Genomic DNA, 21798 nt, shown 5'->3' with positions numbered 1-21798 from the left:
ATTAATAAGTGTTTATCAGTAAGGCCGATTGTTAGGTGATTTTCAATCAGGAAAGATAGATCCCGTTGAAACTTACCTAAAAAGAGGCCTTAACATGACGATTCCTGACTCCCCCCTGAAACAAAAAAAACTGGTGATCTTGGGCGGCACCAGCGGCATTGGCGCCGCGGTGGCCTACGCGGCGGCGGCGCGCGGCGCTGAAGTGGTGCTGGCTTCGCGCCGCCTTCCCCATGCCGGGGAGAAAAACGACGCGCTGCATCTGATGCAGGTCGATCTGACCGATGAAGCGTCGCTGCATGCGCTGTTTGCCGCCGTCGGCGCTTTCGACCATCTGGTGATCACCGCCGGGCCGTTGGTGGACGCGAAGCCGCTGGCGGAGACTGCTTTTGAGCAGGCGCAGGCCGACTTCAACGTCAAATTCTGGGGCAGCTTGCGCGCGGTGCAGGCCGCGCTGCCGACGCTGGGGCCGCAGGGCTCGATCACCCTGACCTCCGGCCAGCTGTCGCGTAAATACCTCAACGGTCAGTTGGTCAAAACCGCCATCAACGCCGCGCTGGAAGCGGTCGGCAAACAGCTGGCGAAGGAGCTGGCGCCGCGGCGGGTGAACGTGGTCAGCCCCGGCATCACCGCCACCGAAGCCTACGACGGCATGAGCGCCGCGCAGCGTCAGGCGCTGTTCGAGCGCGTAAGCGTCAGCCTGCCGGTCGGCAGGGTCGGCCAGGCGGCCGACGTCGCGGCGGGTTATCTGCTGGCGATGGAGAACGGCTTCGTCACCGGCAGCGTGATCGACATCGACGGCGGCGGCCTGCTGTAACGGCGGCTAGAGCGCCGTCACGCCCTGCGCGGCGGCCTGCTGTTCCAGCACGGTGATAATCTGGTAGGCCGAACGCGGCACCAGGCTGAAATCGCCGATCAGCAGGCGGTCGCTGACCGCCTCATCCAGCATCGCTCGGGCGCCGGCGCGCAGGATTTCCACCTGTTCCGGCGGCGTGCCGGCTGCGGTGATCAACGGCAGGCCCGGCACCGCAGCCGTGCGGCCGATGATTTTCAGCCCCTCCAGCGCCTGTGGCTGCGCGCGGCGCAGCAGTTCCATGCTGATCGAATCGATGGCGGCGATATCCGCCTGCCCGCTGCGGATCAGCTTCAGTGACTGATAATGCGCGCCGGAGGCGATAGCCGCCCCGAAGAATTTCCCGTCCTGCGCCAGCGGCGCGATCAGCGCGCGCAGGCCGTTGTAGCCGGACTGGGAATCGGTGCTGTTATACGCCGCCGTTCGGCCGCGAAAATCCGCCAGCCGCTCGCCGGGATCGTCCGCGCGCACCACCAGCCAGCTGCGGTAATTCGGCCCGTCGCACCCTTCCACCCGGTAGTGGTAGGTGCCGATTAGCTGCACCTGCGGCAAGGTGCTGACCAACGGATAACCGCAGGTTTGGCTGAGCAGCAGATCGTCGCGCCGCCAGTGCTGCGCCAGATCGTCCGGCCAGCTGAGCCGTTCCGGCGCCGCCGGCAACCCCAGCCGCAGCAGCTTGTCGCGCAACACCTGCCAGAAGGATTCGGCCTGCTCCCGGCCAACGCCGTACATCGGTAGAGACACCTGCATCATTTCCCCCTTACCCCGCCGAAGTGGCCGCCAGCGTCTGCTGACGCCAGGCGGTGAGATAACGCACCCAACGTTCGAACAGCATATCGGTGATAATAGCCAACAGCGCCACGACCGCCGCGCCCTGGATCACATAGGCGGTGTTAAACCCGCTCAGGCCGATGATGATCGGCGAGCCGAGCGTCTTGGTGCCTACGGTGGAAGCGATGGCCGCCGTGCCGATGTTGATGATCACCGAGGTGCGGATCCCGGCGACGATCACCGGCGCCGCCAGCGGCAGTTCAACCCGCCACAGAATTTGCCAGGCGCTCATCCCCACGCCGCGGGCGATCTCGCGCGTGGAGGGCGGCACCGATTCGATGCCCGCCAGCGTGCCCTGCAGGATCGGCAGCAGGCCGTACAGCACCAGCGCGATGATCGCCGGCTGTTCGCTGAAGCCCATCACCGGCACCGCCACCGCCAACACCGCCACCGGCGGGAAGGTCTGCCCCACCGCCACCACCGTTTCCACCAGCGAACGAAATTCCCGGCCGCTGCGTCGGGTCACAGCCACGCCCGCCGCCACGCCGATCGCCACCGCGATCAGGCTGGAGATCGCCACCAGCGACAGGTGCGCCCCCACCAGCGCGATAAAGCTGTCCTGCTGATAAATGGGCCGCTCCAGATCGGGGAACCAGGCGGCGAACAAGCCGCGCAGATGATCCATGCCGAACACCAGCGCCAACAGCAGCGCCAGCGTCCAGGGCAACGGATCGCGCAGCAGGCGCCCGATGCGCCCGCTCATGACAGCGCCTGCCCGGCGATCAGATCGTTGAAATGCAACACCCCCAACGCTTCGCCCCGTTCATCCACCACCGGCAGGCAGTCGCTGCCGCGCGCCACAAACACCGACAGCGCCTCGCGCAGACTCATGGCGGCGGCGATCGGCTCGCCCCCGGCGACGCCGGGCCGCACCCGCTCCGCCACCGTACCCAGCGACAGCAGCTTGATGCCGCGATCGCTGCGCCCGAAGAAATCGCGCACGAAGTCGTTGGCCGGTGCAGTCAACAGCGTCAGCGGCGTGCCCTGTTGCACCACCCGCCCCTGATCGAGCAACACCAGGCGATCCGCCAGGCCCAACGCCTCGTCGATATCGTGCGTCACCAGCACAATGGTACGGCCGGAGAGCTGATGGATGCGCGCGATCTCCGCCTGCAGCGCCGCTCGGGTGACCGGATCCAGCGCGCCGAACGGTTCGTCCATCAGCAACACCTCGGGATCGGCAGCCAGCGCGCGCGCCACCCCCACCCGCTGCTGCTGCCCGCCGGACAGCTGGTGCGGATAGCGGCGGCGAAACAGATCCGGCTCCAGATGCAGCAGCTCCAACAGTTCGGTAACCCGATCGCGAATGCGCGCGCGCGGCCATTTCAGCAGCTGCGGCACGGTGGCGATGTTCTCCTCCACCGTCCAGTGCGGGAACAGACCGATCGATTGGATCGCATAGCCCATGCGCCGCCGCAGATCCTGCGGTTTGAACGACTGGATCTCTTCGCCGGCAAAGAGGATCTTGCCCCGATCGTGTTCGATCAGGCGATTGATCATTTTTAACGTCGTGGACTTGCCGGAACCCGAGGTGCCGATCAACACGGTGAATTCACCCTCGGCGATGTGCAGCGTGAGATCGTCGACCGCCGGCTTGCCCTGAAAAATTTTACTGACTTGCTCAAAGTGAATCATCGGCGCGATACGTCCAGGATTGAAACCCAAAATTTAAACAGCGAATCGACGATGACCGCCATCATGACCACCGGGATCACCCCCAGCAGAACCAGATCCAGCGCGCTGCTGAGCAGCCCCTGAAAAACGATGGCGCCAAAACCGCCGGCGCCGATCAGCGCCGCTACCACCGCCATGCCGACGGTCTGCACCGCCAGAATGCGCACGCCGGTCAGGAATAGCGGCAGCGCCAACGGCAGCTGCACGCGCAGGAAGATCTGCCCGCGCGTCAACCCCATGCCGGTGGCGGACTCAATCACACCGGCCGGCACGCTTTGCAGTCCCGCCACCACGCTGCGCACCAGCGGCAACAGCGCGTACAGCACCAGCGCCACGATCGCCGGCGCCATGCCGATACCGCTGACGCCGTGCTCCGCCAGCCAGGGCACCGCCGTCGCCAGCCCCGCCAGCGGCGCGATCAGCAGGCCGAACAGCGCGATGGACGGCACAGTCTGGATAATGTTCAGCGCGGAGAAAATCGGCCGCTGCCAGCGTTCGGAACGAAAGCACAGCACCCCGAGCGGCACGCCGATCGCCAGCGCCGGGGCCATCGTCGCCAGCAGAATGGTCAGGTGCTGCAACAACGCGGCGTCAAACACTTCCTGCCGATTATGGTACTCCTTCAGCAGCGACAGCTGATCGAGCTGATGGCCGAACAGCAGCAGCGCCGGCGGCACCAGCACCAGCGCGTTGCCCAGCATCCGCCGCAGATGCGACGCGGTGAGGCGCGTCATGGCGTCGGCGGCGATCAGCAGGCTCAGCGCCATCGTCAGCCAGCAGCCGCTGCCCCAGGAGGTGCGTGCCAGGCGCGATCCCTCCTGCGCCAGACGCCCGGCGGCCTGCCCGCTGATCCAGAACGCCAGCGTCAGCACCCCGCAGGCGGCCAGCGCCGTCAGCAGCGCCCGTCCCCGCGTCGGCGGCAACAGGCTGAGGATCGCCAACGCCGCCAGCGGCAACAGCAGCCACAGCGCCGGGCCGTGCAGCAGGGAGAATAAGGACAGGCTTTTACCCGACAGCAGACGATTGGGGGCATAACTGAGGAACGGCAGGCCGAAGGCGGCCAGCAGCAACAGCATGAACAGCGTCAACAAGACGCGATGTTTTACGGCGATAGTCAAAGAAACGCTCCGGCTCCCTCGGTTTACCCCCTCTCCCGACGGCAAAGGGGGCACCTCGGCATTATCCCTTAACAAACCCTTTCTCTTTCAGGTAAGCGGCCGCCACCTGTTTGGCGTCCTGGCCTTCCACGGCGATCTGCGCGTTGAGTTTTTGCAGCGTCGGCCCGTCCAGCGAGGCGAATACCGGCTTCAGCAGCTCAGGCAGATTGGCGTGCGCCTTCAGCGCCGCTTCGCGCACGATCGGCGCCGGCGCGTAGATCGGCTGTACGCCTTTCGGGTCCGCCAGCGTCTGCAGCCCCAGCGCCGCCACCGGGCCATCGGTGCCGTAGGCCATCGCCGCATTGACGCCGGAGGTCTGCTCCGCCGCCGCCTTGATGGTCACCGCCGTGTCGCCGCCGGCCAGGGACAGCAGCTGATCCTGATTCAGTTTGAAGCCGTAGGCGTTCTGGAACGCCGGCAGCGCATCCGGCCGTTCGATAAATTCCGCCGAGGCCGCCAGCTTGAACTTGCCGCCGCCGTTGATCCACTTGCCGAGATCCGCCAGCGTTTTGAGATGGTTGGCGTCCGCCACGTCCTGACGAATGGCGATGGTCCAGGTATTGTTGGCCGGCGCGGCGTCCAACCAGACGATTTTGTTTTTGTCGTAATCGAGCTGCTTCACCTTCTCGAAGCCGGCCTGGGCGTTCTTCCACGCCGGATCTTTCTCATCGGAGAAGAAAAATGCGCCGTTGCCGGTGTATTCCGGGTAGATGTCGATCTCGCCGGAGGTGATGGCGCCGCGCAGCACCTTGGTGGTGCCGAGCTGCAGCTTGTTGGTGGTTTTAATGCCGTTGGCTTCCAGCACCTGCACGATGATGTTGCCGAGCAGCGAACCTTCGGTATCGATCTTGGAGCCGACGCGCACCGAGTCGGCCGCCTGCGCCAGACCGCTGGCGGCCAGCAGAGCCAGGGCGACGGCAAAGGAACGTCCGCGTGATAAGGTGATTGCCATACTTTTCCTCTGGTTATATGTTTTCCGGCTCATGGGCCAGTTCGGTTGGAAAATCCTGAGAAACACGCTTCCAGCGCGCAATAAGTTTTTTCTTCGGCAGGACATCGCGTTCCTCCCGCCGTTCGCCGGCGCTCAGCGGATGCACGCCGACGTCGATCGGCGTCAGCGCGTAATCGCGTAGCCACTCGCCATAACCCTGCGCGACGAATCCCTGGCTGCGGCGCTGATACGCCTCGCGTTCCGCCAGGTAGACTTCGCGCAGGCCATACCAGGGCAGGCCGGGCAAATCGTGATGCACTAAATGGTAGTTCAGATTGAGAAACAGCAGCCGCCACGGCCAGCCCGCCTCATTAATAATAGAACGTGCCTGCGGTGCGTCCACGGCGCGATGCTCAAAAAACGATCTTACCTTGGTCAGCGCCAGCGCCGGGTAGCTGATGGCCAACAGGTAAAACGCCGCGCCGATGCCCTGCATCTGCAGCCAGTACAGCAGCAGCGCCAACAGCGACAGGTGCGCCAGCCACATCGCCCAGGCGCGCCGATCGCCCGCTGCAAGCGTCTTCACTGCGCCGAACAGCGTGGTGACGATATCCAGCGCCGGGCCGAGGAGCACCCGGCCGATCAGCGTATTGCGCACCGCGGCCAACAGCGGCAGCAGGCGGGGATAACGCCGCCACTGCGCGGCGCTGAAGTAGTAACTTTCGGGATCTTCATGCGGATCGGTCAGGTGGTCGTTGCGGTGATGGCGCAGATGCGAATCCCGATACAGCCCGTAGGGATACCACACCGCCAGCGGCAACAGGCCGAACAGCTGATTGACGCGCGGCCAGCGCGTCGGATGGCCGTGGATCAGCTCGTGTTGCAGCGACATATACCCGGTGGTCAGCAGGATCAGCAGCGGCGCGCCAAGCCATGGACCCTGCGCCTGCCAATAATGCGCCACGCCGAACCAGCCGCCGTACACTGCCGCCATGATCCCCCAGGTGGGCAGTTCCAGCCGCCAGTGCCAACGCTGATAAAGCCGCCGGATGCGGTCGCGTTGTTCGGGGTGCAAATAGTGGGCGTGGGACATGCTGCGGCTCGCGGTTGAGGAGTTTCCCCCCAGTATCCGTGAGCCGTAACGACGTTCAAAATAACGAAAATGGCAAAGCTAAGTGAAAATTCAGCGGGTTGCGTACGCGGCATGCGGCTCACACGCCACCGGGAAATTCACCGAGTTGGCGATAAAGCACAGGTGATGCGCCTTCTCGTGAAGCTGTTGCGCCAACTGCAGATCGTCACCATCGCGCACTGTGACCTGCGGCCGCAGCGTCACCGAGGTAAAAAAGCCGCCGCGCGCGGCGTCTTCGCGCATCACCCCCACGGCATCGTCCTGATAGGCCAGCACCGAAATCCCCGAGGTGGCGCACAGATGCAGATACCATAATTTGTGACAGGCGCTGAGCGATGCCACCAGCAAATCTTCCGGATTCCAGCGCGTCGCGTCACCGCGGAAGGCCGGATCGGCTGAGCCGGCGATATCTGCCTTGCCCGCGGCGCCGATCAGGTGATCGCGCCCATAGGCGCGGTAATCTTCCGTGCCTGCCCCCAGATTCCCCTGCCAGGTGACCGCCACCTGATAATGATGCTCGCCTTTCATGCCTTTTTCTCCCGTTGGCCGGCCAATGAAAAATCATCTTAATGCATGCCCGGAAAACACTATTGGCGGAAAAGCGTGAATACGCAAACGGCGAGACGAGAAAAAACGGGCCGCGCAAGCGGCCCGTCGGTCACATCCCTTTAGGGAACGAAATCGAGCACCACGGCGTTGAACAGCGCGTACTCGGTGGCGTTGGTCATCGGCGGAAACTGCGCGCGCTGCACCGCAGCGCTCGCCGCCGCGCACAGGGGCGCATCGCCCCTCACGATCTTGCTGCTCGCCAGCTTGCCGTCCGGCCGCAGCCGTATGCTGATGGTGCAGCGTTGGCCGCGCGCGCGCTCCGGCGAGCGCAGCTCGCGGCTCACCGCGTTATGCACCCGCTCCGGGTAACTGAGCTGCGTTGCGGCCAGTGCCGGGGCCTGCGGCAACGGGGTGCCGGTCTGATGGCCGGCCCCGGCGCCGCAGCCGCTCAGCAGCAACAACGCGAACAGGCTTAGTGTCTTTTTCATTCCCGATGTCCTTATTGGGGGATTTATCCTTATCGAGCGGCCCTCACTGCGCCGCCGGGTAGGCCTCGCCGTCGTCCGCATAGCGCTGCAGCCGCTCGCGCCACCATTTGGCCGCCAGGCCGCTGGCGCTTTCCCGCCAGCCGAAATAGGCGATGTCGCTGCACCGTTCCGATTCGACGCGTTTCGCCACCAGTTCGCCGCTGTTCAGGTAAGGTTCTGCCAAAGAACGCGGCAGATAGCCGCAGCCCAGCCCGGCCAGCTGCGCCTGCAGTTTGGCGTCGAAACCGAAGACCGTCAGCGTGTCCTGCTCTTCCAGCAGATTCAGGCTCTGCGGCGCGTTGACGCGCGAAGTGTCGCGCACCACCACCGCCCGGTGCTGACGGATTTCGTCCTTCGGCAGCGGTTCCGGCAATGCCGCCAGCGGATGCTGCGGCGCGACGGCGAACACGTAATCCAGCTGCCCCAGCCTGCTGAACGCATAGCCTACCCGTGACGGCGGCTCGCAGATGGCGCCGATGATAATGTCGGCGCAACCGTAAACCAGCGACTCCCAGGAACCGGCCAGCACCTCGTGGCTGAAACGCAGCCGGGTATGGTGATGCTGCCGATAAAACTCGTCGATCAGCGGCAACAGGCGGGCAAACGGGAAGGAGGCGTCGATCCCAAGCGTAATCTCGCTTTCCCAGCCGTTCTCCACATAGCGCGCCTGCTGTTCCAGATCCTGCGCCGCGCGCAGCAGCACCCGCCCTTTTTCCAGCATCAGCTTGCCGGTATCGGTGAACTTCGCCCGATGGCCGGAGCGATCCAGCAGGGTAATGTCGAGATCGTTCTCCAGCTTTTGCACCATATAGCTCAGTGCCGAAGGGGTTTTAAACAGTGCGGCGGCCGCGGCGGCGAAAGATCCGTGCCGGTCCAGCGCGTCCAAAATCAGCAGCGCTTCCAGGTTTAATCTCATGCTTTCTCCCGTGTATAAAAAAACTCAACAAGTCGGCAAAAATTCTGCGGTATCTTTGAAATCGCCCTCTGCCTACCATGGGTTTTATCGGCGTTACACTCATCAGATGTTCAACCGAAATATCACTGGGAAGGTAAATTATGTCCAAGTTTCAACTGCTTGATAAAGACAATTCCGCACTGATTTTTATCGACCATCAACCGCAAATGGCCTTCGGCGTGGCTAATATTGATCGTCAGCAACTGAAAAACAACGTTGTTGGTTTGGCGAAGGCAGGCAAGATTTTCAACGTCCCTACCCTTTTCACCTCGGTCGAAACCGAAAGCTTCAGCGGCTATATCTGGCCGGAACTGCTGGCGGTGCACCCTGAAATCACCCCGATTGAACGCACCTCAATGAACTCCTGGGAAGACGCGGCCTTCGTCAAAGCCGTGGAAGCCACCGGCCGCAAAAAGCTGGTGATCTCCGCGCTGTGGACCGAAGTCTGCCTGACCTTCCCGGCGCTGATGGCGCTGGAAGCCGGCTATGAAGTGTATGTGGTGACCGACACCTCCGGCGGCACCTCCGTCGATGCGCACGAACGTTCGATCGACCGCATGGTGCAAGCCGGCGCCGTACCGGTGACCTGGCAGCAGGTGCTGTTGGAGTACCAACGCGACTGGGCGCGCAAAGACACCTACGACGCGGTGATGGCGCTGGTGCGCGAACACAGCGGCGCGTACGGCATGGGCGTCGACTACGCTTACACCATGGTGCACCACGCACCGGCCCGCACGGTGAAATAATTCCCCTTGCCCCGGCCCCGCGCCGGGGTATTTTCAGGAGTCGGTTTTATGGCCCATCCGCAGCATGTCACGCTGGTGATCACCCACCGTTTGGCGCCGGGGAACGAGCAGGCCTATGAGGCCTGGCTGAACCGCATCATGCCGGACGCCGCGGGCTTCACCGGCCATCTGGGCGTCAACGTCATCCGCCCATCCGACAGCGAACAGGCCTATACGGTGCTGGTCCGCTTCGACAATCTCGACAATCTCTACCGCTGGCTCAACTCGCCGCTGCGCAAGCAATACATCGAAGAAGTCACTCCGCTGTTGCTGGAGAACGACCATATCGAGATCCGCCCCGGCGCGGAGTTCTGGTTTACCCCGCCCAACCCCGGCGTGCGCCAGCCGCCCCAGTGGAAGCAGTTCATCATCACCCTGCTGGTGATCTTCCCTTCCACCAATCTGGTGCCCTGGTTTTGGGGGCTGGCGCTGCCGCAGCTGGACGGCACGCTGCTCGGCCATTTTCTCAATGACGCCACCGTGGTCGCCCTGGTGGTGTACCTGTGGATGCCTATCGTGACTCGCGTTTTTCATCAATGGCTGACCCGCCGCTAGGCGGTTCGCCGGGAGAATATTATGAACCACCACGCTTCATTGATCATCACCAACGGCAAGTTTCACACCGTCGATCGCCAAAATCCTACCGCACAGGCGGTCGCCATCCGCGACGGCAAGTTTCTGGCGGTCGGCAGCGAAAGCGAAGTCATGCAGCACGCCGGGCCGGAGACCCAGGTGATCGATCTGCACGGCCACACCGCCATTCCGGGCCTGAACGACTCGCACCTGCACCTGATCCGCGGCGGCCTGAACTATAACCTGGAGCTACGCTGGGAAGGCGTGCCCTCGCTGGCCGACGCGCTGCGCATGTTGAAAGAGCAGGCGCTGCGCACGCCGAGCCCGCAATGGGTGCGGGTGGTCGGCGGCTGGACCGAGTTCCAGTTTGCCGAACGCCGCATGCCGACGCTGGACGAAATCAACCAGGCGGCGCCGGACACGCCGGTGTTTATTCTGCATCTCTACGATCGCGCGCTGCTCAACCGCGCGGCGCTGAAGGTGGTCGGCTACACCAAAGACACGCCGAACCCGCCGGGCGGCGAAATCCAGCGCGACGCCAACGGCAACCCGACCGGCATGCTGATCGCCAAACCCAACGCCATGATCCTGTACGCCACGCTGGCGAAAGGGCCGAAGCTGCCGCTGGAACAGCAGGTCAACTCCACCCGCCAGTTCATGCGTGAGCTGAACCGCCTCGGCCTCACCAGCGCCATCGACGCCGGCGGCGGTTTCCAGAACTACCCGGAGGATTATCAGGTGATTGCCGAGCTGCACGAGAAAAAGCAGCTGACCATCCGCATCGCCTATAACCTGTTCACCCAGCGGCCTAAACAGGAGCTGGAAGACTTCGAGCTGTGGACCGACATGCTCAAGCCGGGCCAGGGCACCGACTTCTATCGCCACAACGGCGCCGGCGAGATGCTGGTGTTTTCCGCCGCCGACTTCGAAGACTTCCTGCAGCCGCGCCCGGATCTGCCGCCGGGCACCGAAGACGAACTGGAGCGGGTGGTGCGCCATCTGGTGGAGCACCGCTGGCCGTTCCGGCTGCACGCCACCTATGACGAATCCATCAGCCGCATGCTGGACGTGTTCGAGAAGGTGAACCGCGATATTCCGTTCAACGGCCTGCACTGGCTGTTCGACCACGCCGAAACCATTACCGAGCGCAATATCGAGCGCGTCAAGGCGCTGGGCGGCGGCATTGCGGTCCAGCACCGCATGGCGTTCCAGGGTGAGTATTTCGCCGACCGCTACGGCATCGAAGCCACCAAACATACGCCGCCGGTGGCGAAAATGCTGGCGGCCGAGCTGCCGGTCGGGCTGGGCACCGACGCCACCCGCGTCGCCAGCTACAACCCGTGGACGGCGCTGTACTGGCTGGTCTCCGGCCGCACCGTCGGCGGCATGGCGATGTACGACGACAGCGCCCGGCTGGATCGCGAAACGGCGCTGATGCTGTGGACGCAAGGCAGCGCCTGGTTCTCAACCGAGCAGGGCAAAAAAGGCCAGATCAAGGTCGGCCAACTGGCGGATTTGGCGGTGCTGTCGCAGGACTATTTCAGCGTGCCTGAAGAGCAGATCAAAGGCATCGAGTCGGTGATGACGGTGGTGGACGGCAAAGTGGTCTACGCCGCCGGCAGCTTCTCGCCGCTGGCGCCGCCGCCGCTGCCGGTGCTGCCGGACTGGTCGCCGGTCACCCAGGTGCCGGGCCATTACCGCTCCGCGCCGCCGTCGGCGGCGGCCCGCGTCGGGGTCGTGAGCCAGGCGCATCAATGCTGCGGCCCGTGCGGCGTGCACGCGCACCAGCATGACATCGCGCGCCGCTCCAGCATCCCGGTGTCAGATGAGAATGCCTTCTGGGGCGCGTTCGGCTGTTCGTGCTTCTCGTTCTAAGTTATCAAGCCAATAACTTATTATAAAATTAATTTAATAAGCTATTAAGCTAGCAACACAATAAATTAATGGCGCTGTCCGCGGGAGAGCGCCATTTCATTTTCAATCGCGGTTGATCTCCAGCCAGCGCCGCTGTTCGGCGGAGGCGGCTATCGCATCCAGCACGCAAGACACTTTCCAGCCTTCTTCAAAGTCCGGCCACATGCGATCGCCCGCGGCGATGCCATTGACCAGATCGCGGATCTCCACCGTCTTCTGATCGTTAAAGCCGATGCCGTGCCCGGCGCTGATGCAAAACGCCGCGTAGTCCGGGTGCTTTGGCCCCACCAGCAGCGTCTTGAACCCCTGCCGCTCCGCCGGTTCATCGTGCCGATACAGTTTCAGCTCCGCCATCCGCTCCTGGGTATAGCTCAGCGTGCCTTTGGTGCCGGTGACCACATAGGTCAACCCCATCTTGCGCCCGCAGGCGATGCGCGAGGTTTCGATAGTGCCCATCGCCCCGCCGGCGAAACGCAGCAGCGCGCTGGCCTGATCTTCGTTTTCCACCGGGTGCAGCCGCGTCGGGTCCTGCGGATCCGGGCGCTGTTTGATCACGGTCTGCATATCGCCGGAAACCGCCACAATATCGCCCACCAGGTAGTGCGCCATATTGACGATGTGCGCCGCCAGATCCCCCAGCGCGCCTAACCCGGCGCTGGCGCGGCGGCAGTGCCAGTCGATCGGCGTGCGCGGATCGGCCAGATAATCCTCATTGTGGGTGCCGTAAAAATGCACCACCTCGCCGATTTCGCCGTTGGCGATAATTTCGCGCGCCAGTTGGCTGGTGGGGTTTTTCATGTAGTTAAAACCGACCAGCGTTTTCACCCCCTTGGCGCGCGCGGCCTGCACCATCTCCGCCGCATCGGCGGCGTCCAGCGCCAGCGGCTTTTCCGAATACACGTGCTTGCCGTGACGGATCGCCGCCAGCGCCATCTCTTTGTGCAAGAAGTTGGGGGCGCAGATGTCCACCACATCGATCGCCGGATCGGCCACCAACTGCCGCCAGTCGCCGGTCGAACGCGCAAAACCGAATTCGGCCGCGCGCTGCGCCGCCAGCTCGGGCGTCACCTCCGCCAGCATCTCCAGCACCAGTTCCCCTTTCAGAGGAAAGACCGTGGCGGCCTGCGCATAGGCGATAGCGTGACAACGCCCGATATAACCGGTGCCGATTAACCCAACGCGTACCTGTTTCATCATTTTCTCCCGTGACCGAAATTCTGTGTAGAACCAGGCGTAGCTCAATGAAACGCGCCGGTTGATAACGGGTTTATATGGAATATAAATTTCAATAACAAGCACACAGGAAAATAAAGTTCATATTCGTGATGCCGTTCATGAAACATTGACGGGATGATGCAACGAGGAAAGTTCGGACACGACGGGACGTATCCGGACAAGATAAAATGAACCATTTATTTCATATCACGGTAAACCGTTGGCGCCGTGCTGCACATAGCCAGGGCGTTGCAGCAGGCGCTGCTGATAGGCCGCCAGCGCCGCATAATTCGGCCGCTCGAACGGCGTCATCAGCCAGCGGTTCAGCGACAGCCCCAGCACCACGTCCGCCAGCGTGAAGGCGGCGCCGGCGGCATAAGGGCCGTGCTGCGCCAGATGTGCGTCCAACAGGCCCATCAGCCGATTCCATTCGCGCTCGGCGGCGGCCAGGCTGGCGGCATCCTGATAATCCGCATGCCCACGCACCCGCGACATGAACACGTAGCGCCAGGCGCCGTTCAGATCGGTGGCCTGCCAGTCCATCCACATCTCTACCGCCGCGCGCGCGCCGGGTTCCTGCGGCAGCAGATCGCGGCGCCCCTCCCGCCCCGCCAGATAGCGGCAAATGGTGTTCGACTCCCACAGCACCCGCTCGCCGTCGATCAGCACCGGCACCAGGCCGTTGGGATTCAACGCCAGAAACGCCGGCTCCTGCGTGGAGCGAAAGCCGCTGCCCCAGTCTTCCCGTTCCAGCGTCAGCCCCAGCTCCTGACAGGTCCATAACACTTTGCGCACGTTGATTGATGAAGCCTTGCCCAAGACTCTCAGCATCGGTTTTCCTCTTATCTATTCTTTCCAGAAAGGTTTACATCCTTCACGCAGCGCTTCTGCACGCGACAAACCAATATCGATCAGCCGCGCATCGTCCAGCAATAATAATTCTTTTCGCGTCCTGTAGCGTTGCAGATACAGACGCCAGCGTGACCCGCCGAATGAGCGCCGCCGCGGCGCGCCAGTAAACAGAGCCATCTTGTTATTCCCCCTGATGTTTTCGCCTGGTAGTGATGATGCGCGCCAGGCAAAAAACAGTACAGATTCACGCTGGCGTTATTTTTTTCATACAGCTGCGCCAAAAAACCCGCTGAATGGTTTATTTTGAAAGTATCTGTACCGGTTTTTTAATCCTTACCCCCGATGAGAGGCCTCTGTATGACACGCTACGCCACGCTGGCCGCCATTCTCAGCCAACGCATTCAGCAAGGGTTGTATCCGGCCGGCCATCGCCTGCCTTCGGTGCGCGCGTTGAGCCAGGAGCACGGCGTCAGCATCAGCACGGTGCAGCAAGCCTACCGGTTGCTCGAGGAACAGCGCCTGGTGGAAGCGCGGCCGAAGTCGGGCTACTTCGTGCATACGCGGCGCGCGCAGGCCGAGCTGCCCGCCATGACGGCGCCGGTGCAGCGGCCGGTGGACATTTCGCAATGGGAGCAGGTGCTGGAACTGGTGCGCAGCCGGCCGCGCGAAGGCCTGATCCAGCTGGGGCGCGGCATGCCGGATATCGCCGAACCGACGATGAAACCGCTGATCGTCGCCCTGCGCAACGCCGCCCGCCACGGCGACCTGCGCAGCCTGTATTACGACAGCATTCAGGGCGTTGCCGCGCTGCGCGAACAGGTGGCCCGTCTGCTGCTGGACTCCGGCTGCCAAATCGGCCCCGATCAGTTGCTGATCACCACCGGCTGTCAGGAAGCAATCTCCGCCGGGCTGCGCGCCGTTTGCCAACCCGGCGACATCGTGGCGGTCGATTCGCCCTGCTTCCACGGCACCATGCAGACGCTGAAGGGTCTGGGCATCAAGGCGCTGGAAATCCCCACCGATCCGCTCACCGGCGTCAGCCTGGCGGCGCTGGAGATGGCGCTGGAACAGTGGCCGGTCAAGGCCATCCTGCTGACGCCCAACTGCAATAATCCGCTGGGCTACATCATGCCCGACGCCCACAAACAGCGGCTGCTGACGCTGGCGCAGCGCCACGACGCGGCGATCATCGAAGACGATGTCTACGGCGACATCGCCTATCACTACCCGCGGCCGCGCACCATCAAGTCATTCGACGACGACGGCCGCGTGCTGCTGTGCAGTTCGTTTTCCAAAACGCTGGCGCCGGGGCTGCGCGTGGGCTGGATCGCGCCCGGCCGCTACCTGGAACGGGTGCTGCACATGAAGTTCATCGGCTCCGGCGCCACCGCCACCCAGCCGCAGCTGGCGATCGCCGAATTCATCCGCGGGGGGCACTATCTGCAGCACCTGCGGCGCATGCGCGCCCGCTACCAGCAGAACCGCGACCGCATGACCGATCTGATCCTGAAATACTTCCCGGCCGGCACCCGCGTCAGCCGGCCGCGCGGCGGTTTTATGCTGTGGATCGAACTGGACGAAGCGTTCGACACCCTGCGACTGAACCGCCATCTTGAACAGCAAGGCGTACAAATCGCCGTCGGCAGCATTTTTTCCGCCGCCGGCAAGTATCGCAACTGCCTGCGCATCAACTATGCGCCGACGCTGACGACGGAGATCGAACAGGCGGTACAGCGGGTCGGCGCCACCATCCAGGCGCTGATGCCGGCCGACAGTTTGGCGCAATCAGATTAAATCTTGACGCGATCGGATTATCGGCGCACGGACAGGCTGTTTTAGAGTAATGCCTTCTCTTACCACTGGCAGGCAACAACCATGAGCAGCGATCAAATTCCGGTTTCCAGCGCGCTGGCGGTGCGCCTCGCGGCGCTAGGTGTCGATCTCGAACGGGTCGGTCAGGTGGCCGGCTTGCCCGCCGGGTTGCTCAGCGAGCGCCGCATAAAAGTGCGGCTGACCACCCACCAGTTCTTCGCCGTCTGGCGCGCCCTCGCCCAACTGAGCGACGATCCCGCCTTTGGTCTGCGGCTGGGCGGCGACGTCGCGCCGGAGCATTACGATATCGCGTCAGTCGCCGCACTGCACTCCGCCACGATGGGCGAAGCGCTGCGCAAAGTCGCGCGCTACAAACGGTTGGTGTGCCCGGAAGAACTGATGCTGGAGGAAGACGGCGACAGTATACGGCTGCATACGCGCTGGACGATGATCGAAGACCATACGCCGGAATTATTGATCGATACAATGTTCGCTTCTATCACCGCCCTGTGCCGCCGTGGCACCGGCTTGCCGCTGCAGCCCAAGGCGCTTGAGGTAACACGCCGTCACGATCCCCACTCGCCGCTGTTGCGCCACTTCGGCTGCCCGGTGCGATTCGATGCGCCGCAGGACGTGCTGGTGTTCGATCGCGCGCTGATGCGGCAGCCGCTCATCACTTATGATCAGGACATGTTGGCGCAGTTGCTGCCGGAGCTGGAGGCCGAGTTGGCCGAGGTGCGCGCCGAGCAAAACTTACCGATGCAGGTGATGGCGATCCTCGGCCGCAGCATGCGCGGCCAGCGCCCCAGCGTCAACAGCGTGGCCGCTGAACTCTATCTCAGCCCGCGCACGCTGCAGCGCCGCTTGCAACAGCACGGCTACAGCTACCAGCAATTGTTGGACAAAACCCGGCACCGCACCGCCTGCCGATTGTTGGCGGAAACCGACCTTGAACCGGGCGAAATCGCCTTTGTGCTGGGATTCGAAGAGCTGAATTCGTTCAGCCGCGCCTTTATTCAGTGGGAAGCGCTGACGCCCAGCCGCTGGCGCACGCAGCGCGCCGCCGGCCAGTGGGAGAACAGAGCATGAAAGTGATTATTTTCGGCGCCAGCGGCATGGTGGGTCAGGGCGCGCTGCGAGAATGCCTGCACGATCCGCGGGTCAGCGAAGTGCTCAGCATCGGCCGTCGCCCGCTGGCGCAAAGCCACGCCAAACTGCGCCAGCTCTCCCTGCCCGATCTGCGTGATCTGTCGGCGCTGGCGCCGCAGCTCGCCGGCTACGACGCCTGTTTCTTCTGCCTGGGGATTTCGTCCTCCGGCCTGAGTGAAGCTGAATATCGCGCGGTGACTTACGATCTGACGCTGGCCGCCGCCCGCCCGCTGGCGACGCTGAATCCGTCGATGGTCTTCGTCTACGTCTCCGGCCTCGGCACCGACAGCAGCGAACGCGGCCGCAGCATGTGGGCTAGGGTCAAGGGCGCCACCGAAAACGCGCTGCTGGCGCTGCCGTTCCACGCGGTGATGTTCCGTCCCGGCGCCATTGTGCCGCTGCACGGCATTCGCTCCAAAACCCGCCTCTACGATCTGGCCTATCGGCTGTTCAAGCCGCTGTGGCGCGGCGCATTGCGGCTGTTTCCCGCCCGGGTAAGCAGCACCGAACGAATCGGGCGGGCAATGCTCGCGGTGGCGCGACGGGAAAGCGCGCTGCGCATCGTCGAACCGGCGCAGATCAACCGGCTGGCGACGCTGTGAAATAACGTCATCCACCGCCCCGCCGCCAATACTCCGCCACCCGGCGACGCAGATGGTCGATGCCCTGCGGATGATGAATGAACTGATCCACCGGCATCATCCGCCAGCGCTGTCCCTCGTCGCCGAAACGTATGGCGGCGATCTGCGCGGGGGCGATCTCGCCGGCCATGAACCAGGTCGGGGGATAGCCGGGCAGAATGCCGTCGTAGCGCCGCCGCCAGACAACCTGACGTTCGGCGATCGCCACGCCGAATTCTTCCTGCGTCTCCCGCTGCACGCACTGCAGCGGCGTTTCGCCGTTTTCCCGCCCGCCGCCGGGCAGATCCCACAGGCCGGGCCACGGAATGCCCGGTTTGTCGTCCCGTTGGTAAACCAACAAGAGATCGCCGCACAACAGTGCGATCTTGGCCCCGCCAAACGCCCAATCCGTCATGATTTCTTCGCTCCCGGCCCATTGCCTTTGACTGAACATCATACTTCATCCCCGCGCGGCCTGGTGTATAGTGAAAATCCGTTTTCACAACAGGCGAACAATAACGATGAACTCTCCGTTTCTGGTGACCCCTCAATGGCTTGCGCAACATATCAACGATGAAAATCTGGTGGTGATCGACGTCCGGATGTCGCCGGTGGGGCTAACGCCGAAAAAGGACATGCTTGCCGAGTTCGAACGCGGCCATATCCCCGGCGCGGTCTATTTCGACATCGACGACGTGGCGGACAAAAACACCGCGCTGCCGCACATGCTGCCGACGGCGGCGGAGTTTGGCGAGGCGGTGGGCAAGCTGGGCATCGGCGAGCGCGATACCCTGGTGATTTACGATGAGGGTAACCAGTTCTCCGCGCCGCGCGGCTGGTGGACCTTCCGCAATTTCGGCGCCCAGCATGTTTACGTACTGGACGAAGGGCTGAACGGCTGGACCGCGCAGGGCCAGGCGCTGGCCACCGGCCCGGCGCAGCCTGAACCGCAGACGTTCAACGCCCGGTTCAACGCCGACGCGGTGGTGGATATGCGGCAAGTGGAACAGGCGTTAGGCACGCCGGTGCAAATTCTCGACGCGCGTGCCGCGCCGCGTTTCCATGCCGAAGCGCCGGAGCCGCGCCCCGGCCTGCACCGCGGCCACATTCCCGGCAGCATCAACATTCCGTACGGCGAGCTGCTGGAAAACGGCCGCTTCAAATCGCTGGAGGCGCTGCGCCAAACCTTCAGCGACAAGGGGGTGGACATCAACGGCCCGATCATCACCAGCTGCGGCTCCGGCGTGACGGCGGCGGTGCTGGCGTTTGGCCTGCTGTCGCTCGGCGCGCCGCAGGTCAAGTTGTATGACGGCGCCTGGAGCGAATGGGGCCAGCTGAGCGGCAAGCAGCCGATCGCCCAAGATTAGGTTTCGATCCGCTCGACCACGATCTGCGCCAGCCGCTGCACGGCGGCCGAAGGTTGATCCTCGGCGCGGTGCAGCACCACGCCGAGCTGGCCGAGAACGGGCAGCAGATCGGGGGCCAGCGGCGACAGGCCGGGCGGCAAACCCGCCGCCGTGCGCACCGTGACGCCCAACCCGGCGCTCACCGCCGCCCACACGCCGTTCAGGCTGCGGCTGGTAAAGGCGATGCGCCAGGGAATGCCGGCGCGATCCAGCGCCTGCGTCGCCGCGCTGCGCATCAGACAGGGTGCGTCGAACATCACCAACGGCAACGGCTCATCCCCTTCTCGCCACGGCGCCAGCGCGAAGCCTGGCGACGCGATCCAGTGCAACTGCCGCTGCCCCAGCGCCTGATGAAACGGCGTGCTCAGACCGCCATCCCACGCCAGCGACAGATCCAGCTGGCCTTTCAGCACCCAGTCGATCAGCTCGGCATTGCGCGCGATGCGCGCCTCGATCCTCACCTTTGGATTGGCGCGCGCGAAGCTGCCCAACACCTGCGGCAGAAACGTCTCGCCGAAATCCTCCTGCAGCCCCAGCCGCACCGTGCCCTGCAGATCCAACCCGCGCACCGCGGCGGCGGCTTCGTCATTGAGCTCCAGCAGGCGGCGCGCGTAACCAAGCAGGGTCTCCCCCGCCTCGGTCATCACCATGCCGCGTCCGGCCTTGCGCAGGATCGGCGCGCCGACCTGCTGCTCCAGCTTTTTCAGGTGGGCGCTGACCGCCGACGTCGAACGCCCCAGCCGTTCAGCCGCCTTGGCGAAGCTGCCCAGCTCGACGCCGGTGACGAAGCTGCGTAAATCCTCGAGATCGAACGTGATTCGCCCCATGCTGACCATCCTGATTTTCTGAACTATCAATCAAAATAATACCGATTTTACTAATAAAGATGGCGTGTCACGCTCTCCCGGTCAATGTCTTTCAGGAGAATCCTTATGCTCGCGATGCAATACCGTTTCACCCTGCCCGCCGATTACGACATGGCGATCGTCCGCCGCCGCATCGCCGATGTCGGCCACCGGCTCGACGCCTGCCCGCAGCTGATCGTCAAAGCCTATCTGTACGCGCAGCGCAGCGAAGGCAGCGCCGAGAATCTCTACGCTCCCTTCTACCTGTGGAACAGCGGCGCCGGCATGAGCGACTTCCTGATCGGCGAGGGTTTCAGGGGCCTCAGCCAGGCGTTCGGCTGGCCGCGCGTCAATCACTGGCTGCCGTGGCTGGCGCATTTCGATCGCCCTCATTTGGCCGAGGCCGCCTGGGCGACCTGTCAGGAAAGGGCCATCGCCCCCTACAGCGATCTGCCTGCGCTGCGTCGGCAACAGCAGGCGGTGCCCGGCGCGCTGGCCTCCATCGTGGCGTTCGATCCCGCCGAGTGGCGGTTAGTGCGGCTGGATGTCTGGCGTGAACCGCCGCAGGCGCGGCCGCAAAACGGTCAACTGTTCCGCGTCGGCCATCTGTCCGCGCCCTTTGACCACACTGCGCCGCGGGTTGACAGTCAAACTTGATATTGATAATCATTATCAAAATTGCATATTCATTTGCGGCTCGCGGGATGCGGGCCGCTATCCGGGGTCAACCGTCATGTCGTCATCACCAATCACACCTTACGCCACCACCTGCTGCATCGTGGGAGGCGGCCCCGCCGGGCTGATGCTCGGCTATCTGCTGGCGCGGGCGGGGATCGATGTGACGGTGCTGGAGAAGCACGCCGACTTCCTGCGCGATTTTCGCGGTGACACCATTCACCCGTCGACGCTGGAAGTCATGCACCAGCTGGGCCTGCTCGACGAACTGCTGACGTTGCCGCACCAGCGTGCGGAGTCCCTGCACGCCGAAGTCGCCGGGCGCGACATCAAGCTGGCGGATTTCACCCGCCTGCCGACGCGCTGCAAATTTATCGCCTTTATGCCGCAGTGGGAGTTCCTCAACTTTTTGGCCCAGCGGGCCGCCGCCTTCCCCAACTTCAGGCTGCTGACCTCGACGCAGGTTCACCAGCTGCTGTACGACCGCGGCCAGGTGTGCGGCGTGCTGGCCGACACGCCGGAAGGCCCGATCCGCGTGCGCAGCCAGTTGGTGGTCGGCACCGACGGCCGCAACTCGGTGGTGCGCGAACAGGCGGCGCTCAGCAGCCGATCCTTCGGCGCGCCGCGCGACGTAGTGTGGATGAAGCTCAGCAAGCAGCCGGGCGATCCGGCCTGGTCGATGGGCCACACCGGGCCGAAACAGAACTTCATCATGATCGATCGCGGCGACTACTGGCAGTGCGGCTATTCGATCGACAAAGGCAGCTTCGACGCGATCCGCCGCAGCGGGCTGGAGAAATTTTTGCTGCACCTCGCCGAGGTGGCGCCGTTCCAGGACGATCGCCTGCAGGAGATCGTCGAGTGGGATCAGGTAAAACTGCTGAGCATTCGCATCGATCGTCTGGATCGCTGGGCCAAACCGGGGGTGCTGTGCATCGGCGACGCCGCGCACGCCATGTCGCCGATCGGCGGCGTGGGCGTCAACCTGGCGATTCAGGACGCGGTGGCCGCCGCCAACGCTCTGATCCCGCCGCTGCGCCAGCATCGGCTGCAGCTGAAGCATCTGCTGAGCGTGCAGCGCCGGCGCGAATTTCCCACCCGGGCCATCCAGTTTCTGCAGATCAAAATGAGCCAGCGCAAACCGGGCGAACGCCGCGCGGCGGGCGGCTCGCGCCTGATCGCCCGCGTCAGCAACAGCCGCTGGCTGCCGCGCCTGTTCGGCCGCATCATCGGCCTCGGTTTTCGCCGTGAAACGCCGCGGCATCTGTCCAACGAAACCTGCCCGCCGGAATAGCATTGGTGATTTTTTCATCGCGCCGTATAATGGTTAAATCGAACGATTTAAT

General features: G+C 63.7%; 24 protein-coding genes. 10 read left to right on the top strand and 14 right to left on the bottom strand.

Annotated elements, in window-relative coordinates; all coding sequences use genetic code 11:
* Positions 1–94: 94 nt before the first annotated feature.
* A complete protein-coding gene (locus tag ACP39K_RS09305; protein ID WP_033640951.1) occupies positions 95–814 on the top strand; it encodes an SDR family oxidoreductase in 720 nt (239 codons plus the stop codon).
* A 6-nt stretch (positions 815–820) separates the two neighbouring features.
* Here the strand turns inward: ACP39K_RS09305 and ACP39K_RS09300 are convergent, their stop codons facing one another.
* The 9 genes from ACP39K_RS09300 to ACP39K_RS09260 form a co-directional block, all read right to left on the bottom strand.
* Positions 821–1582, bottom strand: coding sequence for a phosphate/phosphite/phosphonate ABC transporter substrate-binding protein (locus ACP39K_RS09300; protein WP_080286928.1), 762 nt, complete (start codon positions 1580–1582; stop codon positions 821–823).
* A 28-nt stretch (positions 1583–1610) separates the two neighbouring features.
* Positions 1611–2384, bottom strand: coding sequence for an ABC transporter permease (locus tag ACP39K_RS09295; RefSeq protein WP_033640953.1), 774 nt, complete (start codon positions 2382–2384; stop codon positions 1611–1613).
* Positions 2381–3316: an ABC transporter ATP-binding protein gene (locus ACP39K_RS09290; RefSeq protein WP_016928556.1), complete on the bottom strand. Its 936-nt coding sequence runs from the start codon at positions 3314–3316 to the stop codon at positions 2381–2383. Before ACP39K_RS09290 ends, ACP39K_RS09295 begins: the two co-directional genes overlap by 4 nt.
* Positions 3313–4473, bottom strand: coding sequence for an ABC transporter permease (locus ACP39K_RS09285; RefSeq protein WP_033640954.1), 1161 nt, complete (start codon positions 4471–4473; stop codon positions 3313–3315). Before ACP39K_RS09285 ends, ACP39K_RS09290 begins: the two co-directional genes overlap by 4 nt.
* A 61-nt stretch (positions 4474–4534) precedes the next feature.
* Positions 4535–5464, bottom strand: a complete 930-nt coding sequence (osmF, locus tag ACP39K_RS09280; RefSeq protein WP_016928558.1) for a glycine betaine ABC transporter substrate-binding protein OsmF — start codon at positions 5462–5464, stop codon at positions 4535–4537.
* Positions 5465–5477: 13 nt separating this feature from the next.
* Positions 5478–6536, bottom strand: a complete 1059-nt coding sequence (locus ACP39K_RS09275) for a fatty acid desaturase (protein ID WP_497008441.1) — start codon at positions 6534–6536, stop codon at positions 5478–5480.
* Between the two features lie 90 nt (positions 6537–6626).
* Positions 6627–7103: an OsmC family protein gene (locus ACP39K_RS09270; RefSeq protein ID WP_016928560.1), complete on the bottom strand. Its 477-nt coding sequence runs from the start codon at positions 7101–7103 to the stop codon at positions 6627–6629.
* 140 nt (positions 7104–7243) lie between these two features.
* Positions 7244–7612, bottom strand: coding sequence for a cell envelope integrity TolA C-terminal domain-containing protein (locus ACP39K_RS09265; protein WP_089184364.1), 369 nt, complete (start codon positions 7610–7612; stop codon positions 7244–7246).
* Between the two features lie 43 nt (positions 7613–7655).
* Positions 7656–8567, bottom strand: coding sequence for a LysR substrate-binding domain-containing protein (locus tag ACP39K_RS09260; protein WP_004939387.1), 912 nt, complete (start codon positions 8565–8567; stop codon positions 7656–7658).
* A 140-nt stretch (positions 8568–8707) separates the two neighbouring features.
* Here ACP39K_RS09260 and ACP39K_RS09255 point away from each other — a divergent pair, with 140 nt between their 5' ends.
* From ACP39K_RS09255 to ACP39K_RS09245, 3 genes are read left to right on the top strand one after another with little or no spacing between them, the layout of a single operon-like run.
* Positions 8708–9352: a hydrolase gene (locus ACP39K_RS09255; protein ID WP_004939390.1), complete on the top strand. Its 645-nt coding sequence runs from the start codon at positions 8708–8710 to the stop codon at positions 9350–9352.
* 48 nt (positions 9353–9400) lie between these two features.
* Entirely contained in the window at positions 9401–9946 is a 546-nt protein-coding gene (locus tag ACP39K_RS09250) for an antibiotic biosynthesis monooxygenase (protein ID WP_033640957.1), read from the top strand.
* A 21-nt stretch (positions 9947–9967) separates the two neighbouring features.
* Positions 9968–11839 carry an amidohydrolase gene (locus ACP39K_RS09245; RefSeq protein ID WP_016928564.1) on the top strand — a complete coding sequence of 624 codons (1872 nt, stop codon included), beginning with the start codon at positions 9968–9970 and terminating at the stop codon, positions 11837–11839.
* A 102-nt stretch (positions 11840–11941) separates the two neighbouring features.
* Here ACP39K_RS09245 and ACP39K_RS09240 read toward each other — a convergent pair whose 3' ends face one another.
* From ACP39K_RS09240 to ACP39K_RS09230, 3 genes are all read right to left on the bottom strand, one after another.
* Positions 11942–13072, bottom strand: coding sequence for a Gfo/Idh/MocA family protein (locus ACP39K_RS09240; RefSeq protein ID WP_033640958.1), 1131 nt, complete (start codon positions 13070–13072; stop codon positions 11942–11944).
* Positions 13073–13300: 228 nt separating this feature from the next.
* Positions 13301–13924, bottom strand: coding sequence for a glutathione S-transferase family protein (locus ACP39K_RS09235; RefSeq protein WP_033640959.1), 624 nt, complete (start codon positions 13922–13924; stop codon positions 13301–13303).
* A gap of 15 nt (positions 13925–13939) precedes the next feature.
* Entirely contained in the window at positions 13940–14122 is a 183-nt protein-coding gene (locus tag ACP39K_RS09230) for a DUF1127 domain-containing protein (RefSeq protein ID WP_016928567.1), read from the bottom strand.
* A 180-nt stretch (positions 14123–14302) separates the two neighbouring features.
* Between ACP39K_RS09230 and ACP39K_RS09225 the strand changes: the two genes are divergently transcribed.
* The 3 genes from ACP39K_RS09225 (at position 14303) to ACP39K_RS09215 (ending at position 17508) form a co-directional block, all read left to right on the top strand.
* Entirely contained in the window at positions 14303–15739 is a 1437-nt protein-coding gene (locus tag ACP39K_RS09225; protein ID WP_033640960.1) for an aminotransferase-like domain-containing protein, read from the top strand.
* A gap of 81 nt (positions 15740–15820) precedes the next feature.
* Positions 15821–16846, top strand: coding sequence for an AraC family transcriptional regulator (locus ACP39K_RS09220; protein WP_346418089.1), 1026 nt, complete (start codon positions 15821–15823; stop codon positions 16844–16846).
* Positions 16843–17508, top strand: a complete 666-nt coding sequence (locus ACP39K_RS09215; RefSeq protein ID WP_497008440.1) for a Rossmann-fold NAD(P)-binding domain-containing protein — start codon at positions 16843–16845, stop codon at positions 17506–17508. Before ACP39K_RS09220 ends, ACP39K_RS09215 begins: the two co-directional genes overlap by 4 nt.
* Positions 17509–17515: 7 nt before the next feature.
* On the opposite strand, the gene ACP39K_RS09210 is transcribed toward ACP39K_RS09215, so the two are convergent.
* Entirely contained in the window at positions 17516–17941 is a 426-nt protein-coding gene (locus ACP39K_RS09210; protein WP_033641463.1) for an NUDIX hydrolase, read from the bottom strand.
* A 106-nt stretch (positions 17942–18047) separates the two neighbouring features.
* On the opposite strand from ACP39K_RS09210, the gene sseA reads away from it, so the two are divergent.
* Complete coding sequence (sseA, locus tag ACP39K_RS09205; RefSeq protein ID WP_497008439.1) at positions 18048–18893, top strand: 3-mercaptopyruvate sulfurtransferase; 846 nt, start codon at positions 18048–18050, stop codon at positions 18891–18893.
* Here the strand turns inward: sseA and ACP39K_RS09200 are convergent.
* Positions 18890–19759: a LysR substrate-binding domain-containing protein gene (locus ACP39K_RS09200; protein ID WP_033640963.1), complete on the bottom strand. Its 870-nt coding sequence runs from the start codon at positions 19757–19759 to the stop codon at positions 18890–18892. The two genes, sseA and ACP39K_RS09200, sit on opposite strands and share 4 nt — an antisense overlap.
* 105 nt (positions 19760–19864) lie before the next feature.
* Between ACP39K_RS09200 and ACP39K_RS09195 the strand changes: the two genes are divergently transcribed.
* Entirely contained in the window at positions 19865–20434 is a 570-nt protein-coding gene (locus tag ACP39K_RS09195; protein WP_049299498.1) for a DUF4865 family protein, read from the top strand.
* Positions 20435–20510: 76 nt separating this feature from the next.
* Positions 20511–21746: an FAD-dependent oxidoreductase gene (locus tag ACP39K_RS09190; protein ID WP_060444204.1), complete on the top strand. Its 1236-nt coding sequence runs from the start codon at positions 20511–20513 to the stop codon at positions 21744–21746.
* Positions 21747–21798: the final 52 nt, after the last annotated feature.

The organism is Serratia sp. EC4, assembly GCF_059652115.1.
This window is presented reverse-complemented; position numbering and strand designations above follow the sequence as displayed.